This is a genomic window from Chitinophaga sp. CB10 (assembly GCA_001870995.2).
In the GTDB taxonomy this organism is placed as follows: Bacteria; Bacteroidota; Bacteroidia; order Chitinophagales; family Chitinophagaceae; genus Chitinophaga.
This window is the reverse complement of record MLAV02000021.1, coordinates 49,412-63,693: the sequence shown is the minus strand read 5'-3', so window position 1 is coordinate 63,693 and position 14,282 is coordinate 49,412. Positions and strand designations below refer to the sequence as shown.

Here is a 14,282-nt window from a genome sequence, read left to right as displayed (position 1 = left end):
GCAAAAATATTACTGTTTCTTATGCTCAAAGAGCCACTCTAACACGCCCGGCTCTACGAAGACGTTGTTCCAGCTATCGTGCCCTACCCCGGGGTATTCTGTGTATTTATATTCAGCTCCCAGGCTTTTCAGTTTTTGATCATACTCGCGGGAGGCCTGCACCGGCACCACCGGATCAGCGCCGCCGTGGAATATCCATACCGGTACTTTTTTCGCGAAGTTTGCCGCTGCGGCTGCATTGCCGGAACCGCAGATAGGGAATGCGGCGGCAAACAGGTCAGGGTATTTCGTGATCATATAGAAGGTGCCCATGCCGCCGAGGGAGAGGCCCCCGATGTAAATCCGCTTCGGGTCCACCTTGCCGCTGGCTACGAGGCTGTCGATCAGCGGTTTGAGCATACCGCCCGGCTTAGTGGGCGGAGCATCCAGCGGGAATTCAAAGCTCATCCGTTTGCCGGCCGAATCGAACCTTACTTTCATCGGCGCCCAGGTTTCATTCACCGGGCATTGGGGGAACAGGACGTAGGCCGGGAACTTTTCCCGGAGGCTGTCGCTGCCGAGCCATTTGCCCCCATGCTTCAACTGGGCTTTGTTATCGCTCCCGCGCTCGCCGGCGCCATGGAGGAAAATTACCAGGGGATATTGCTTATGAATATCGTGATGCAGCGGGGTCAGCATGCGGTAACGCAGCGTATCACCCTGACGGATAAACGATTCATAACTAAAAACGGAGTCAATGGCCTGCAGGCCGGCATCGGGGGTTTGTGCCCGGGTGTCAATGGTTACCAAAGTTACCAGCAAACACAGCATTAGCTTGAGGTAGCGCATATTGGGAATGTTTTACCGAATATACTACCTAAGGCGGGTTATTGCAAGTTTAGTATTTGAGCGTAAAGTGTTGTTTGACTTTAAAGTCCTTACGGAAGAAGACCAGGCCGATGAAGAACAAGTCTATCGTACAGGTAACGGCTTCGTGCTGTTGAATCCGGCGCCATACCTCTTCCATATCCGGCGTCCAGTGGATGTCATCAAATATCAGTACGGTGTTTTCATGCACATAGGGCAGGGCTTGGAGGAAGTAGTTCCAGGTCGGTTCCTTGCGGTGGTTCCCGTCCACATACATCCAGTCGAGCCGGGGCAGCTGCGGCAGCAGCTCCGGCAGCACCGTATCAAAGTTACCCACGCGCTGCTCAATATTGCGGATGCCCAGCTGGTCAAAATTGGAGCGGGCTTTGGCGGCAATATTCGGGCAGCCTTCGATCGTATATACGGTGGCGTTAGGGTTTGCTTTGGCCATATAGGAAGAGGATAACCCCATGCTGGTGCCCAGCTCCACGAGATACTGCGGTTGCAGGTGTTGGATAAGCCGGTAAAATAATTGTCCGAATTTGGGTTGTTTGGCGGCGTAGCGGGTAATATCCGCAATGCGGCGTTCGTTGCCGCCGGATACGATGGAGCCGGCCCCGAGGTCCGTCACGCTGATGGTATCCGGGCTTTTCAGCAGTTGTTTGCGCAACAGTTCAATTTCCTCAAAGGCGGCCTGCGGCTTTTTATCGCGCAGTACCTCCTCTGTCAGGGAATATACAAACGGGGAATGAACATCATGACGGTTGCCCGCTGTCAAATAGTACCGCAGGTATTTGCCGGCTACTGAAAACTGTTGCGCTAAACTCACTGATTCTTATAATTAGTTTAAATAAATTTTTCCTTTGATCAGGCCCCACATATGTAAGCGATGCTGCAAGGACACCCTCAGTACGCCCAGGCCGTAAATGGCGCTGCGTTTAAAGTTGATGCTCGAGGCTTCATCGAAATACTTGGTCGGGCATGTAATTTCGGCAATTTCGTAACCTTTCATGAAGATTTGTGAAACCATTTCATTGTCGAACACAAAATCGTCATTATCGGCCATATAGTTAATGTTGCGGAGCACCTCTGCCGAAAAACTGCGGTACCCGGTATGGTATTCACTCAGCTTCTGCCCTATCAGTATGTTCTGTGCCAGGGTCAGGCAGCGGTTGAATATGTATTTATAAATGGGCATCCCCCCTTTCAGGGCGCCTTTGCCGAGGATACGGCTGCCAAACACCACGGGGTACACGCCATTTGCAATAATACTGCACATGGCGGTAATGAGCATCGGGGTGTACTGGTAATCCGGGTGGAGCATCACCACAATGTCCGCCCCGAGTTCCAGGGCCTTGTTGTAGCAGGACTTCTGATTCCCGCCGTAGCCCTTGTTCTTGTCGTGGCGGATGATATGTTTGATTCCCAATTGCCTCGCCACCTCAATGGTGTCGTCTTTACTGCAGTCGTCTACCAGGACAACTTCGTCAACAATATCAAAAGGGATCTCCCGGAATGTCTTTTCCAGCGTAAGTGCTGCGTTGTAGGCCGGTAACACTACCACTATCTTTTTCTGATTCAGCATGAAAGTGGATATTAATTGTAGGTTTAGAGCTGCAAAGGTAACTTACCTGATGATAATTCAAAATATAATAGACTGCCATCCATCATGATTTAATATTAACTGTTATTTATTATTTATCTTTGCTTGTTGATGTTTTTGGCATCATATTTTCTTTAAAATTTGTTAACAAAAAGCAAAAAAGCATGTTAAAACACCTACCAACGGCAGTGCTGCAAGAGAATGGGTCTTCACCCGTACACGGAGAGGCATTACCGTTAGTGTATCTGGCTGAAAAACTTAGTGTTAAAAAATGGTTGCTAGTAGTCCCCGCTCTTTTCCTCACCTTATTTTCATTCCGGGCGCAGGCGCAGGACCCGGAGATCAAAGCCACTACCTCGCCAACGGTAAAAACGCAGGATACTACTATCAAACACATTATTGAGGAATTACAGCGTATCACCGATAGCGACCGGCAGAATTCCAATTCCATTCAGGCCCTGCTGCAGGGTAAGGAATTGGATAATATCAGTAAATATGAGCTGATAAAGTCCAACATCATTAATGCCAGCGAAACATATTATTTGCTGAACAAGAAGATCATTGACCTGAAATCACGTACCACTACCAACAACCTGGACGTATTCATCACGTCATTGAACAACCCGGAAAGCAAGGCCCTCGGCTTTTCGCTGAGCGACCGCATTGTGGACCTGGTGCAGAAGATCATCCTGAAGAACAAGGACGAAAAGGGTGAGAAAAACAGCAAGATCGTGGAATCTACCAAGTCCATCATCAACAGCCCGATCTTCCAGAGCTTCACGAGCCTTACGCCGCCGCTGGCCATCGCCAACTCTGTGATGAACTTCCTGCACAGCGTGAGCGTGAACAACAAGCAGATTAACCAGAAATCACTGCAGGAATTCGAAAAGGAACTGAATAAGTACGTGGTTTATTACACCGCCCTGAACGATGCAAACCAGAAATTTGAGTATGGCCTCAACTTCAACAAGGATCAGTTAGGACTGCTGCAGGACAACCTTTTCGACCACCTGTCGTTTACCGCTACCAGCCTCAAGTTTGCGCCGCCGCAGAAAGGCAACAAGCCGCTGAGCCAAACGCTGAACGACTACTTCTTTGACTTTAAAAAAGAAAAGGTAGTAGATTTCTTCAATCAGCTGGAAGCCAAATATACCGGTAAGGGCAAGCGTATCGACTATGAGTCGCTGCTGCGCGAAAACCCGAACCTTAAAGAGGTGAACAACCAGCTGGAAGACCTGGTGCTGCAAACCAAACGTTTCGAGAACCTGTACAATGAGTACTTTACCCTGCTGGACAGCTATTACGCCAAGGTAAACAACTCCCTGAAAATTGCACAGGACAACAACCTCGCTGAAAAGAGCGTGATCGACAACAAGCAGGCGGAGTTCAGGAACCTGAAAACCGAAGCCGTGCAGGAGATCCAGGCCTCTATCAATATCCGGGAACTGTATCAGAATACTGAAAAGATCAAGTACCGGTACAGGATCTTCTAAACGAAAGCTATTATCATAAGTGATCGGGGATTTAAGAAGTTAACGCCTTCTTAAATCCCCGATTTCTTTTTAAGGTTATATAGATTTTATCAATACCTTTACAGCCTCAAAGCAAGGGAAATGACGACTGTACAATTGGAGTATATTGTTGCGGTAGATACTTACAGAAGTTTCGTAGTAGCAGCAGAGAAGTGTTTTGTAACACAGCCAACACTGAGCATGCAGATCCAGAAGCTGGAAGATGAACTGGGGATCAAACTCTTTGACCGCAGTAAATTGCCGGTGGTACCAACGGAAATCGGTACGGCAGTAATTTCTCAGGCCAGGATCATCCTGAAGGAGAATGCCCGTATCCGCGAAATCATTGCCGATCAAAAAAAAGAAGTACAGGGCAACCTGAAAGTGGGTATTATCCCTACCCTGGCCCCTTACCTGCTGCCCCGGATACTGACCGGGTTCATGAAAAAATACCCGAAAGTAAAACTGGAAATCTGGGAATATCCTACCGAGCAAATCGTGCAGCAACTCAAGCAGGAGCTGCTGGACTGTGGCCTGCTGGCTACGCCGCTGCACAATCCGCACCTGGAAGAGCATCCGCTTTTCTATGAATCGTTTGTCGTGTATGCCTCCCGCAACCATGCCCTGTACGAAAAGAAGGTGATCCGCCCGGAGGACCTGGACGTGAAGGAAGTGTGGCTGCTCAACGAAGGCCACTGCATGCGCAACCAGGTGCTGAATATCTGTAAGGATAAATTCACCATGGGCGAGTACAAGAACCTGGAATACAACACCGGCAGTGTGGAAACGCTCAAACGCATGGTAGACCTCAACGAGGGTTATACTATTTTGCCGGAGTTATCCCTGCAGGACCTCTCGTCCAAACAGCTGTCCATGGTGCGCTATTTTAAGGCTCCTGAGCCGGTCCGCGAGATCAGCCTGGTCACCCACAGGCACTTCATCAAACAGGCGCTGATTGAGGCGTTTAAGACCGAAATACTGGCACATGTGCCGGAGAAGATGAGGGTGCAGAAAAACAAGAAGGTCATCGAGATAATGAACGATTAAACGCGTTCCAGCACATAAAGACGACAGCCCAACCGCATGCAGCGGGGAACCCGGCAGACGGTAAAACTATTTTGCCGCGTAAGGTTCCGCACTTCGTGTGATTGGGCTGTCGCCTTTTTTATGGAAAAGAATTACCTGCCGGCAGGTTTATAATACTGCATTGCTTCCGGCATGAGTTGTTTCAGCTGGGCCACGCGGCGCTCATCGCTCGGGTGGGTGCTGAGGAACTCAGGCGGTTTGCTGGAACTGGCGCTCAGGTTAGCCATACGCTGCCAGAAAGGAATGGATTCCTGCGGGTTGTAACCGGCCATTGCCATGAAGATGACGCCCAGGTGGTCCGCTTCCAGCTCGTTCTGGCGGGAGAATGCGAGTAAGCCTACGTTACCGCCAACGCCTACAGCCTGGTTGAAGAGGTTTACTGCCTGGGGATTTTTACCCAGCGCTACTGCGCCGGCTACCTGGATGCCCTGGGCAACCATTTGCTGACTCATGCGCTCGTTACCGTGGCGGGCAATGGCGTGCGCAATTTCGTGGCCCATTACTGTGGCCAAACCCGTTTCGTTCTGCGTCACAGGCAACAGGCCTGTATATACCACTACTTTACCGCCGGGCATACACCAGGCGTTTACTTCTTTACTGTCTACCAGGTTGAACTCCCATTTGTAGGTCGCAATGGAAGCGCCCTGCCCCTTCTGGTTCATATACTGGGTAACGGCGGCGGCTATACGCTGGCCTACCCTTTTCACCATTTCCGCGTCCTTGCTGGTAGATTGCGCTACTACTTTATTGGAGGAAAGGAAGGATTGGTATTCCTGGAGCGCCATTGACTCCATGGTACTTTCGGGGAGTAAATTCAATTGCTTTCTGCCTGTAATGGGAACGCTGGAGCATCCGTACAGGAAGGCTGCTGCGACAGAAAAGGAAAGTGCGATCTTTTTCATGGGTTTATCAAATTTTTGCTATAAGCAATGCAAACGTAAGAAATATTTGGCTTTTGTATTATTTGTAAAAACAAAAGAGCTTATTGAATTGGATGCAACATCCGTTCCAATAAGCTCTTAAAATATCGTTTATGGTAAAACTCAGTGTTTTTCCCGGCGGTTCCTGAACAGGGGCACTTTGCTTTCGTTGCCTTTCAGGAGCCTGCTAATGTTCTTCTGGTGCGTCAGTACCACCATCAGCGCTACGGCGATGGCGAAAATCCTGTAGAATATTTCCGGCTCGTTAAAAATATACAGTATCAGTACAGGGAATGCGATACTTGCTATGATGGAGCTTAAAGAAACATATCTCGTTAAAAACAAAATCATGAGGAATACGCCTACGCAGCACAGTGCAACAACCGGTTGAATGGCCAGTACCAGCCCGAACAGCGTTGCGATACCCTTACCTCCGCGGAAACCTGCCCAGATAGGGAAGATATGACCTAATACTGCCGCCAGGCCCAATCCGATCTGAAAGTTTACCAGCTGGGTGAGGTGTTCGTGATCCTGGTAATAGGGCGCAAGATAAGCCAGCCTTACAGCCAGCACTCCTTTGAGCATATCTACCAGCATAACAAAAGTTCCGGCTTTGGGACCCAGCACGCGGAAGGTATTGGTGGCGCCGGCATTGCCGCTGCCATACTCCCGGATATCCATCCCAAAAACGCCTTTACTTACCCAAACAGCTGTAGGTACAGATCCTATCAGATAAGCGCAAAAAAGCAATAAAAATTCTGTCATCACTAAAAGTTAGGAATTGCTAAGATAACAAATAATGTGTTAAAATTAAGCGAATATTAGGAAAGTTTATAACACAAAAGTTGGAAATTCAATAACTTTCATATGTGTTTTATTAGTAAACTCTCTTGATTTATTGCACCCCGAACTGTAGTGCCAGCCAGTTGTCTTTCTCAGTTTTACGCTGTAATTCAAATCCTTGCGGTGTAGCCGAGGCTATTATTTGCTGCTCATCAGATGGCATGATGCCGCTCAACAGGAGAATACCGCCAGGGGACAGTAGCCGGCGCATATCTGCCATATAGTGCAACAGTACATTACAATTAATATTCGCCAGCAATATATCATATTTTTCGGAAATACCACCAAGATTATCCGCCTGCCAGACTTTTACCTTTTGGGTATGGTTGGCGCCGGTATTTTCTATGGTATTGTTGACCGCCCACTCGTCGTAATCAATGGCGTCTACCACGGCGGCGCCCATCATTTCAGCCAGGATGGCGAGGATACCTGTGCCGGTACCGAAGTCGAACACCCGCTTGCCTTTGAAATCAATATCCCGCATGAGGCGGATCATGGAAGAAGTAGTAGCATGGTGGCCGGTGCCGAAGGACATTTTAGGGGTGATCTCAATTTCAAATTGGGGCGCCGGATCAAACCGGGGGTGAAAGTTAGCCCGGATACCGCAGAAGTCATCCACCAATACCGGCTGAAAGTTGCTTTCCCACAACGCATTCCAGTTTTGCTGCTCCACGCGTTCCTGCGTATAGGCGATGCCGTTAGCGGTCAATAATTCCTGTAAAACGGCTTCGTTGAAATCAGCTTCCGGAATAAAGGCTACCAGCGCGGTTTCCTGTTCTTCAAATCCCTCGTAGCCGGCTTCCGCCAGCTCCGCGATCAGCAGTTCCGCCTGATCGCCCGTAGCCTGTATGGTTATAGCAATGTGTGACATAGGCCGCAAATATAACTGAATCCCTGCGATTACAGCCTGGTAACTAACTGCTTGTAAAAAATTAAAAAGATATTATATTTGAATTTTATAAATATCAATATTGATACACCTATGAAAACATTACTCCTGCTGTTATCAGCCGTGGTACTCTCCTGCACGGCGATGGCACAAACCGTGATCAAAGTACCGCCTCCCAACCCGGAAGAAATCATGACGGACTCCATCATCTACGAAGGAGAAACCTCGGTGATCATCATGAACAGGCAGTACCTGCTGGATTTTATGAACATGCTGGACACCAGCCTGCCGCGGCAGCAGTACAGCGGCCTGGCGGTCAACCATATCTCCTTCAAGAACTTTTCCAAAGCGGATATGGCGGCGCACTTCCAAAAAGCTTATTGTTACCTGCAGGATACGACCAATAAGGACCTGACTTACAGTACCACCAAAATGTATATGCAATGGGCGGAAGACGGGGGCATACTCCTGCCGTATATTGAAACGATCATGGCGGACCTGTTGCAGCAGGCGCGACTCAAAGTGATAGAGAAATTTGTGAAGCCGCAGTTGCCGGTTACTTCCTACAAGATGATATTTGAGCCGGTAAACGGCAATGATTTCAGGGTATTCCGCCTCAACAACGGCAAGCAGATTTTCCGGGAAAGCACGTTTGCGGCGGAGCAGCAGCTGGCTACGTTTTACCCGAGGTAAGGGCGCGGTTGACAAGCGTTTAAAGTCGGACCGTACCCTCCCGCAGCGGGGCAGCCATGGCATACAGCCCCCTGCACCCGGCGGTGTAAACGGGACCGCTTCCCCTGCGGCGCTGATATCTGCCGAAGGCCCACAAAAAAAACTGTTATAAACGAAAAAAGGTCCGCCAGACAGCGGACCTTTTCTATTTTCAGCTTTCGCGAATAATTATTGTTCGTCGAAGTATGGCTCCTGTGGTTTCTCCGGCTCGTTGTTACGATCGAATCCGCCACCATTGCGAGGGCCACGGTCTTCGCGCGGGCCGCGATCTTCACGCGGACCACGACGGTCATCGCGCCTGTCGCCACCGCCACCGCGACGGTCATCCCTGGGGCCACGGTCACGGAAACCGCGATCACCACGGTCGCCACGATCGCCTCTGTCGCCACGCTCTTCGCGTTCAGGCCTTTCCACATATCCTTCCGGCTTAGGCATCAGGGCTTTGCGGCTCAGTTTAAACTTACCGGTTTTAGGATCGGTACCGGTGAGTTTCACTTTCACTACTTCGCCTTCTGACAGCACGCCTTCCATGGTTTCCAGGCGTTTCCAGGAAACTTCGGAGATGTGCAGCAGGCCTTGTTTACCAGGCATGAACTCTACGAACGCACCGTAAGGCATGATGGATTTCACCACTGATTCGTAGGTTTCGCCTACTTCCGGAACGGCAACGATGCCTTTGATCCATTTCAGGGCTTTTTCCAGGCCTTCTTTCTGTGCGGAGAAGATGCTCACTTCGCCGGTTTCGCCTACCTCTTCGATGTTGATGGTAGTACCGGTTTCGCGCTGGATTTCCTGGATGATCTTACCGCCTGGTCCGATCACCGCGCCGATGAATTCACGGTCGATGATGATCTTTTCCATGCGTGGCGCGTGCGGCTTAGGTTCAGGACGGGCGGCAGGAACGGCGGCATACATTGCGTCAATGATATGCAGGCGTCCTTTCTTGGCCTGTTCCAGCGCAGAGCGCATAACATCCATGCTGAGGCCGTCTACTTTGATATCCATCTGGATACCGCAGATACCATCGCGTGTACCGGTTACTTTGAAGTCCATATCACCCAGGTGATCTTCATCACCGAGGATGTCCGTCAGTACTGCCCAGGCGCCGTCGGCAGCGCGGGAGATCAGACCCATGGCCACACCGGAAACGTGTTTAGGTAAAGGCACGCCAGCGTCCATCAGCGCCAGGGAGCCGGCGCATACGGTAGCCATGGAAGAGGAACCGTTGGACTCGAGGATATCGGATACCACCCTCACGGTGTAAGGGTACTCGTTACCCGGCATCATTTGCTTCAGGGAGCGCATGGCCAGGTTACCGTGACCCACCTCGCGGCGGCCGGGGCCGCGCATAGGTTTCACTTCACCGGTAGAGAACGGAGGGAAGTTATAGTGCAGAATGAATTTAACGTAGTTGGAATTGGCTGCGCTTTCGATCAGCAGCTCATCTTCCGGCGTGCCCAGGGTAACGGTTGTCAGGGACTGGGTTTCGCCGCGGGTAAACAGTGCGGAACCGTGCGGAGAAGGCAGGATGTCTGTTTCCATGGCCAGCGGACGAACCTGTTCGAGGGAACGGCCGTCGAGGCGGATTTTTTCATCCAGGATCATGTTACGGATCACTTCTTTCTCCAGGTCGTGGAAGTATTGCCCAACGAGTGGCGCATCTTCTTCCGGCAGTTCGCCGAGGTGTTCTACCAGTTCTTCGGCGATCTTTTTGAAAGCGTCGGAACGGTCGTGTTTTGCGGAAGCGGATTTAGCTACCTGGTAGATTTTATCTTTAGCGAAGGCGATTACTTTCGCTTTCAGTTCTTCGTTCTGGTGAGGTTTGGTGTACTCGCGTTTGCCGGTTACGCCTTTCAGCTGGGCCAGCTCCTGCTGTGCTTTTACCTGTACCCTGATAGCGGCGTGAGCTGCCTCGATCGCGCTGATCAGGTCTTCTTCCTGGCATTCTTTACTTTCACCTTCCACCATCATGATGTTCTTTTCAGTAGCACCAATGATGAAGTCCATATCTGCATTAGCCAGGGCAGAGCGGTTAGGGTTGATTACGTATTTACCATCGATACGGGCAACGCGTACTTCGGAGATGATTTCCTGGATAGGCACGTCAGAAACGGCCAGTGCAGCGGATGCAGCCAGGCAGGCCAGCGCATCAGGCATAACTTCAGGATCGGAAGAGATGAGCGTTACGAGTACCTGTACTTCGCAGAAATAATCATCGGGGAACAGGGGGCGCAGGGCGCGGTCGATCAAGCGGGAAATCAGCACCTCGTAATCGGAGAGACGGCCTTCACGTTTGAAGAAGGAACCTGGAATACGGCCTGCAGAAGCAAATTTCTCCTGGTAGTCAACAGTCAAAGGGAAAAACGATTGGCCTGGTTTAGGCTCCTTATTTGCTACCACGGTAGCCAGCAGGATACAATCACCCAGACGCACCGTAACCGCACCGTCAGCCTGGCGGGCCAACTTGCCGGTTTCGATGGTCACTATACGACCGTCTCCTATATCGAATTTCACTGAAATAGGTGTCAGATTCATAAATTAGTGAGGATTAAGAATAACGTTGTTCCTTTATAGACAATCAGTTAGCGGAACAACAAAACGTACACATACAAAAAAACTATTCCCAACCAGAGAGTTGGGAATAGCGCTATAATTAAGTCATGGTTATTTCCTGATACCTAACTTCTCGATCAGGGCACGGTAGCCGCTGAGGTCAGTTTTAGACAGGTAAGAAAGTAAACGCTTTCTCTGACCTACCATTTTCATCAGACCACGATGGGTTGAGAAATCTTTTTTGTTTTGTTTCAGGTGACCGGAAATGCTGTTGATACGCTCAGTCAGGAGTGCAATTTGCGCTTCTACAGAGCCTGTATTTTTCTCGCTTCCACCAAATTCCTTAAAAATATTGGCTTTCTTTTCAACAGTTAAGTAAGACATCTTGAATAATAATAAGTAATAATAATTTTTTTTGTCGCTATTTTTCCGGTGCAAAGGTAATTAGAAAAATATGAATTACCAATTTACAGGGAATATATAATTGTTTCAGACCTATTTAAATGCATAAACAGTTCTGATTCAAATCATTCGATATAGCAATGCCGCACAAAAATAGTAAAATAAAACGAAAGCGGCAATGCGGATCAGGAGGAGAAATTTACGGCGGCGTTGTCCGTCACATGACCGTTCTCCGTGCGCAGGACCCTGGAAGGGAATTTCTGCAATACGATATAATCGTGCGTAGCCATTACGATGGCGGTGCCTTCCCGGCAGATGCGGAACAGCAGCTGCATAATACCGTCGGAGGTCTCTGGGTCGAGGTTACCGGTAGGCTCGTCCGCCAGGATGAGCCGGGGCGAGTTGAGCATGGCACGGGCAATATCCACGCGCTGCTGCTCTCCGCCGCTGAGTTCATACGGCATTTTAAAGCCCTTGGTGCCCAGTCCCACTTTATCCAGCACGTCGGCAATTTTATCCTCTATCTGCTTATTGTCCTGCCAGCCGGTGGCCCTCAGGGCAAATTTCAGGTTGTCATGCACATTTCTGTCCGTCAGCAGCTGGAAGTCCTGGAAAACCACGCCCAGGTTACGGCGCAGGTAAGGCACCTTCTTCCAGTCCATCTTCTTCAGGTCAAAACCCACTACCTGGCCTGTGCCGTCTTTCAGCGGCAGGTCCCCGTAAAGGGTTTTGAGTAAACTGGACTTTCCCGTACCCGTTTTTCCAATCAGATACACAAACTCCCCCTTGTTTACGGTAATATTCACATCAGATAATATCAGGGTATTGCCCTGGTATATGCTGGCATTCGTCAGTTGTATAATCGGCTGTTCGGGCGTCATGTAAGATGTTCGTTTAGTTCTAGCTAGTTACGAACAAAAATAACCAATTAGAAGATAACTTCTTGTTATATAAAAGAATAATTAGCTCCGAATGAGAAAATTATTGCCCTGCCGGTTTTTCTGTTTTCCTTATTAAAACTTGGCATTTCAGGCAATTTCACCACAAAAACTAAAAAATTAGTTCAAAAACTAAATATTTAGTTGTTAAACTAAAAACTTAGTTATATCTTTAATACAGCATCGAAAACGAAAGTTATGAAAGCACTTACCAAAGCGGAAGAACAAATTATGCAGGCGCTCTGGCAGACGGGGCCGGCCTTTGTGAAGGACCTGATAGAAGCCATGCCGGAGCCGAAGCCGCATTATAATACGGTATCGACTCTCATCAAAATCCTGGTGGAAAAAGGATTTGTGGACTTCAACGTATTCGGGAAGTCGCACCAGTACTACCCGGCCATTTCCCGGGAGGAGTACAGCCACAAAACCGTCAGCAACCTGGTAAAAGGCTATTTCGAGGGTTCTTTCAGCAACCTGGTTTCCTTTTTCGTAAAGGAAAAAGAGATCAGCGTAAATGAACTGGAAAGCCTGGTACAAAAAATTAAAGACGCCCAAAATCAGTCCAAATGATACTGCTTACCTACCTCGCCAAAGTAGTGATCTGCTCGGGAATCCTGTACGGCTATTACCTGGCAGCCTTACGCAACAAGCGTTTTCATCAGTGGAACCGCTATTACCTGCTGCTGTTGCCGGTAATATCCCTCCTGATCCCATTACTTAATATTCCTTTATCCCTGACGGGAGAAAATAAGTCTATCGTGTACGCCTACACGTTTAGGGCACTGGAAATAAGGCGGCAGGTCGAAGGCAACCAGTACACGCTAACGCTGCCGGCGTTCATGAGAGTAACTTACGCGGCGGTGGCCCTCCTCCTCCTGGCGAAGTTGCTGCTGGCCTGCTTCCGTATTATCCGCCTGACGCGCACCCACCCCAGCGAAACGGTGGAGGACTATACGCTGGTGGCGCTGGAAAAACCCGGCAGCCCCTTCTCCTTCCTGTCCTACATCTTCTGGAGCAAAGGCACGCCCATGGACGATGCCCAGGGTAACCAGATGCTGCGCCACGAGATTGTACACGTCAAACAGAAACATACGCTCGATAAACTCTACCTGAAGGTGGTATGCAGCCTGGGCTGGATCAACCCCTTTTTCCACCTCTGCGCAAGGGAGTTATCGCTGGTGCATGAATTTATTGCCGACAAGCACGCCGCCGGAAACGAAATTGCCGGGTATGCCACTACCATCCTGCAATCCGCTTTTCATAGCCGGCAGTTTACCATAGCAAACGACTTTTTTTATCCGCCAATCAAAAGACGTATTCTTATGCTTACCAATTTCCACAACGACCGCTTTGCGTACCTGCGCAAAATCATGGTACTGCCCGTATCCGGCCTGATCTTCTGCTCCTTTGCCTTTGTTGCTTCCGGCAATACGACCGCCATTCCGGTTGCCGAAGCAGCCATGGCGCCGGCGGGCGACACCACCGAGCCCATTTTCACCCAGGTGGAAATGGCCCCGGAATTCCCCGGAGGGGAAGCAGCCCTCAACCAGTACCTGGCAAAGAATATCCGGTACCCCAGGGAAGCTTATGAAACCAATATCAGCGGCCTGGTTATCGTGAAATTTGTGATAGACCCTACCGGGAAAATCACCCGGGTTACTACTTCGGACAAGCAGCCCAAACATGGGGCCGGCCTGGAAGAGGAAGCCATGAGGGTAGTGCGCAGCATGCCCCTGTGGAAGCCTGGCAAACAGAATGGCCGCCCGGTGAACGTGGAGTTCCAGCTGCCGATCCAGTTTTCCCTGAAGGAAGACCCGGCCAAAAAGGAAAAGCCGTTGGGTATAATATTACCGGGCAGCCTGGGCGGCGACAATACCAGCCGCCTGCAGGCTCCTTTCCTGAACCCTTTCAAAACCATGCAGCAGCCGGGTTTCAACAGCGACAAAAACTGTTAGCAAG

The 14,282-nt window shown here is 49.8% G+C and carries 14 protein-coding genes; 5 read left to right on the top strand and 9 right to left on the bottom strand.

The window, feature by feature from the left end:
* Window positions 1-9 precede the first annotated feature (9 nt).
* The 3 genes from BOC67_RS22965 to BOC67_RS22955 are packed head-to-tail and all read right to left on the bottom strand — an operon-like array spanning window position 10 to window position 2,431.
* Window positions 10-828, bottom strand: coding sequence for a prolyl oligopeptidase family serine peptidase (locus tag BOC67_RS22965; RefSeq protein ID WP_291914096.1), 819 nt, complete (start codon window positions 826-828; stop codon window positions 10-12).
* 49 nt (window positions 829-877) lie between these two features.
* Window positions 878-1,675, bottom strand: a complete 798-nt coding sequence (locus tag BOC67_RS22960) for an O-methyltransferase (RefSeq protein ID WP_291914093.1) — start codon at window positions 1,673-1,675, stop codon at window positions 878-880.
* 12 nt (window positions 1,676-1,687) lie between these two features.
* Window positions 1,688-2,431: a glycosyltransferase family 2 protein gene (locus BOC67_RS22955; RefSeq protein ID WP_291914091.1), complete on the bottom strand. Its 744-nt coding sequence runs from the start codon at window positions 2,429-2,431 to the stop codon at window positions 1,688-1,690.
* Window positions 2,432-2,613: 182 nt separating this feature from the next.
* Here BOC67_RS22955 and BOC67_RS22950 point away from each other — a divergent pair, with 182 nt between their 5' ends.
* Together BOC67_RS22950 and BOC67_RS22945 are read left to right on the top strand one after the other, a co-directional pair.
* Window positions 2,614-3,942, top strand: a complete 1,329-nt coding sequence (locus tag BOC67_RS22950) for a hypothetical protein (protein WP_291914089.1) — start codon at window positions 2,614-2,616, stop codon at window positions 3,940-3,942.
* 120 nt (window positions 3,943-4,062) lie between these two features.
* Window positions 4,063-5,007, top strand: a complete 945-nt coding sequence (locus BOC67_RS22945; RefSeq protein WP_291914087.1) for a hydrogen peroxide-inducible genes activator — start codon at window positions 4,063-4,065, stop codon at window positions 5,005-5,007.
* Window positions 5,008-5,138: 131 nt separating this feature from the next.
* On the opposite strand, the gene BOC67_RS22940 is transcribed toward BOC67_RS22945, so the two are convergent.
* The 3 genes from BOC67_RS22940 to prmA all read right to left on the bottom strand — a co-directional run bounded on the left by BOC67_RS22940 (window position 5,139) and on the right by prmA (window position 7,680).
* A complete protein-coding gene (locus tag BOC67_RS22940) occupies window positions 5,139-5,948 on the bottom strand; it encodes a M48 family metallopeptidase (protein WP_291914085.1) in 810 nt (269 codons plus the stop codon).
* Window positions 5,949-6,089: 141 nt separating this feature from the next.
* Window positions 6,090-6,731 (bottom strand): glycerol-3-phosphate 1-O-acyltransferase PlsY, encoded by a 642-nt coding sequence (gene plsY, locus BOC67_RS22935; protein WP_083550901.1) that lies wholly within the window; start codon window positions 6,729-6,731, stop codon window positions 6,090-6,092.
* A gap of 130 nt (window positions 6,732-6,861) precedes the next feature.
* Window positions 6,862-7,680: a 50S ribosomal protein L11 methyltransferase gene (gene prmA / locus BOC67_RS22930; RefSeq protein WP_291914082.1), complete on the bottom strand. Its 819-nt coding sequence runs from the start codon at window positions 7,678-7,680 to the stop codon at window positions 6,862-6,864.
* 111 nt (window positions 7,681-7,791) lie between these two features.
* On the opposite strand from prmA, the gene BOC67_RS22925 reads away from it, so the two are divergent.
* Window positions 7,792-8,391, top strand: coding sequence for a hypothetical protein (locus BOC67_RS22925; RefSeq protein ID WP_291914081.1), 600 nt, complete (start codon window positions 7,792-7,794; stop codon window positions 8,389-8,391).
* 207 nt (window positions 8,392-8,598) lie between these two features.
* On the opposite strand, the gene BOC67_RS22920 is transcribed toward BOC67_RS22925, so the two are convergent.
* The 3 genes from BOC67_RS22920 to BOC67_RS22910 all read right to left on the bottom strand — a co-directional run bounded on the left by BOC67_RS22920 (window position 8,599) and on the right by BOC67_RS22910 (window position 12,266).
* Complete coding sequence (locus BOC67_RS22920; protein WP_291914079.1) at window positions 8,599-10,965, bottom strand: polyribonucleotide nucleotidyltransferase; 2,367 nt, start codon at window positions 10,963-10,965, stop codon at window positions 8,599-8,601.
* Between the two features lie 129 nt (window positions 10,966-11,094).
* Window positions 11,095-11,367 (bottom strand): 30S ribosomal protein S15, encoded by a 273-nt coding sequence (rpsO, locus tag BOC67_RS22915; RefSeq protein ID WP_291914076.1) that lies wholly within the window; start codon window positions 11,365-11,367, stop codon window positions 11,095-11,097.
* Window positions 11,368-11,570: 203 nt separating this feature from the next.
* Entirely contained in the window at window positions 11,571-12,266 is a 696-nt protein-coding gene (locus tag BOC67_RS22910; RefSeq protein WP_291914075.1) for a cell division ATP-binding protein FtsE, read from the bottom strand.
* 255 nt (window positions 12,267-12,521) lie between these two features.
* Between BOC67_RS22910 and BOC67_RS22905 the strand changes: the two genes are divergently transcribed.
* Window positions 12,522-12,893 (top strand): BlaI/MecI/CopY family transcriptional regulator, encoded by a 372-nt coding sequence (locus BOC67_RS22905; protein WP_291914074.1) that lies wholly within the window; start codon window positions 12,522-12,524, stop codon window positions 12,891-12,893.
* A complete protein-coding gene (locus BOC67_RS22900; protein ID WP_291914073.1) occupies window positions 12,890-14,278 on the top strand; it encodes a M56 family metallopeptidase in 1,389 nt (462 codons plus the stop codon). Before BOC67_RS22905 ends, BOC67_RS22900 begins: the two co-directional genes overlap by 4 nt.
* Window positions 14,279-14,282 lie beyond the last annotated feature (4 nt).

Excerpts from the sequence above, each read along its gene's own strand:
- BOC67_RS22905 (WP_291914074.1), top strand. The coding sequence starts at position 12,522 with ATGAAAGCACTTACCAAAGCGGAAGAACAAATTATGCAGGCGCTCTGG.
- BOC67_RS22945 (WP_291914087.1), top strand. The coding sequence starts at position 4,063 with ATGACGACTGTACAATTGGAGTATATTGTTGCGGTAGATACTTACAGA.
- BOC67_RS22940 (WP_291914085.1), bottom strand. The coding sequence starts at position 5,948 with ATGAAAAAGATCGCACTTTCCTTTTCTGTCGCAGCAGCCTTCCTGTAC.
- BOC67_RS22910 (WP_291914075.1), bottom strand. The coding sequence starts at position 12,266 with ATGACGCCCGAACAGCCGATTATACAACTGACGAATGCCAGCATATAC.
- BOC67_RS22925 (WP_291914081.1), top strand. The coding sequence starts at position 7,792 with ATGAAAACATTACTCCTGCTGTTATCAGCCGTGGTACTCTCCTGCACG.
- rpsO (WP_291914076.1), bottom strand. The coding sequence starts at position 11,367 with ATGTCTTACTTAACTGTTGAAAAGAAAGCCAATATTTTTAAGGAATTT.
- BOC67_RS22920 (WP_291914079.1), bottom strand. The coding sequence starts at position 10,965 with ATGAATCTGACACCTATTTCAGTGAAATTCGATATAGGAGACGGTCGT.
- BOC67_RS22955 (WP_291914091.1), bottom strand. The coding sequence starts at position 2,431 with ATGCTGAATCAGAAAAAGATAGTGGTAGTGTTACCGGCCTACAACGCA.
- BOC67_RS22965 (WP_291914096.1), bottom strand. The coding sequence starts at position 828 with ATGCGCTACCTCAAGCTAATGCTGTGTTTGCTGGTAACTTTGGTAACC.
- BOC67_RS22950 (WP_291914089.1), top strand. The coding sequence starts at position 2,614 with ATGTTAAAACACCTACCAACGGCAGTGCTGCAAGAGAATGGGTCTTCA.
- prmA (WP_291914082.1), bottom strand. The coding sequence starts at position 7,680 with ATGTCACACATTGCTATAACCATACAGGCTACGGGCGATCAGGCGGAA.
- BOC67_RS22900 (WP_291914073.1), top strand. The coding sequence starts at position 12,890 with ATGATACTGCTTACCTACCTCGCCAAAGTAGTGATCTGCTCGGGAATC.
- plsY (WP_083550901.1), bottom strand. The coding sequence starts at position 6,731 with ATGACAGAATTTTTATTGCTTTTTTGCGCTTATCTGATAGGATCTGTA.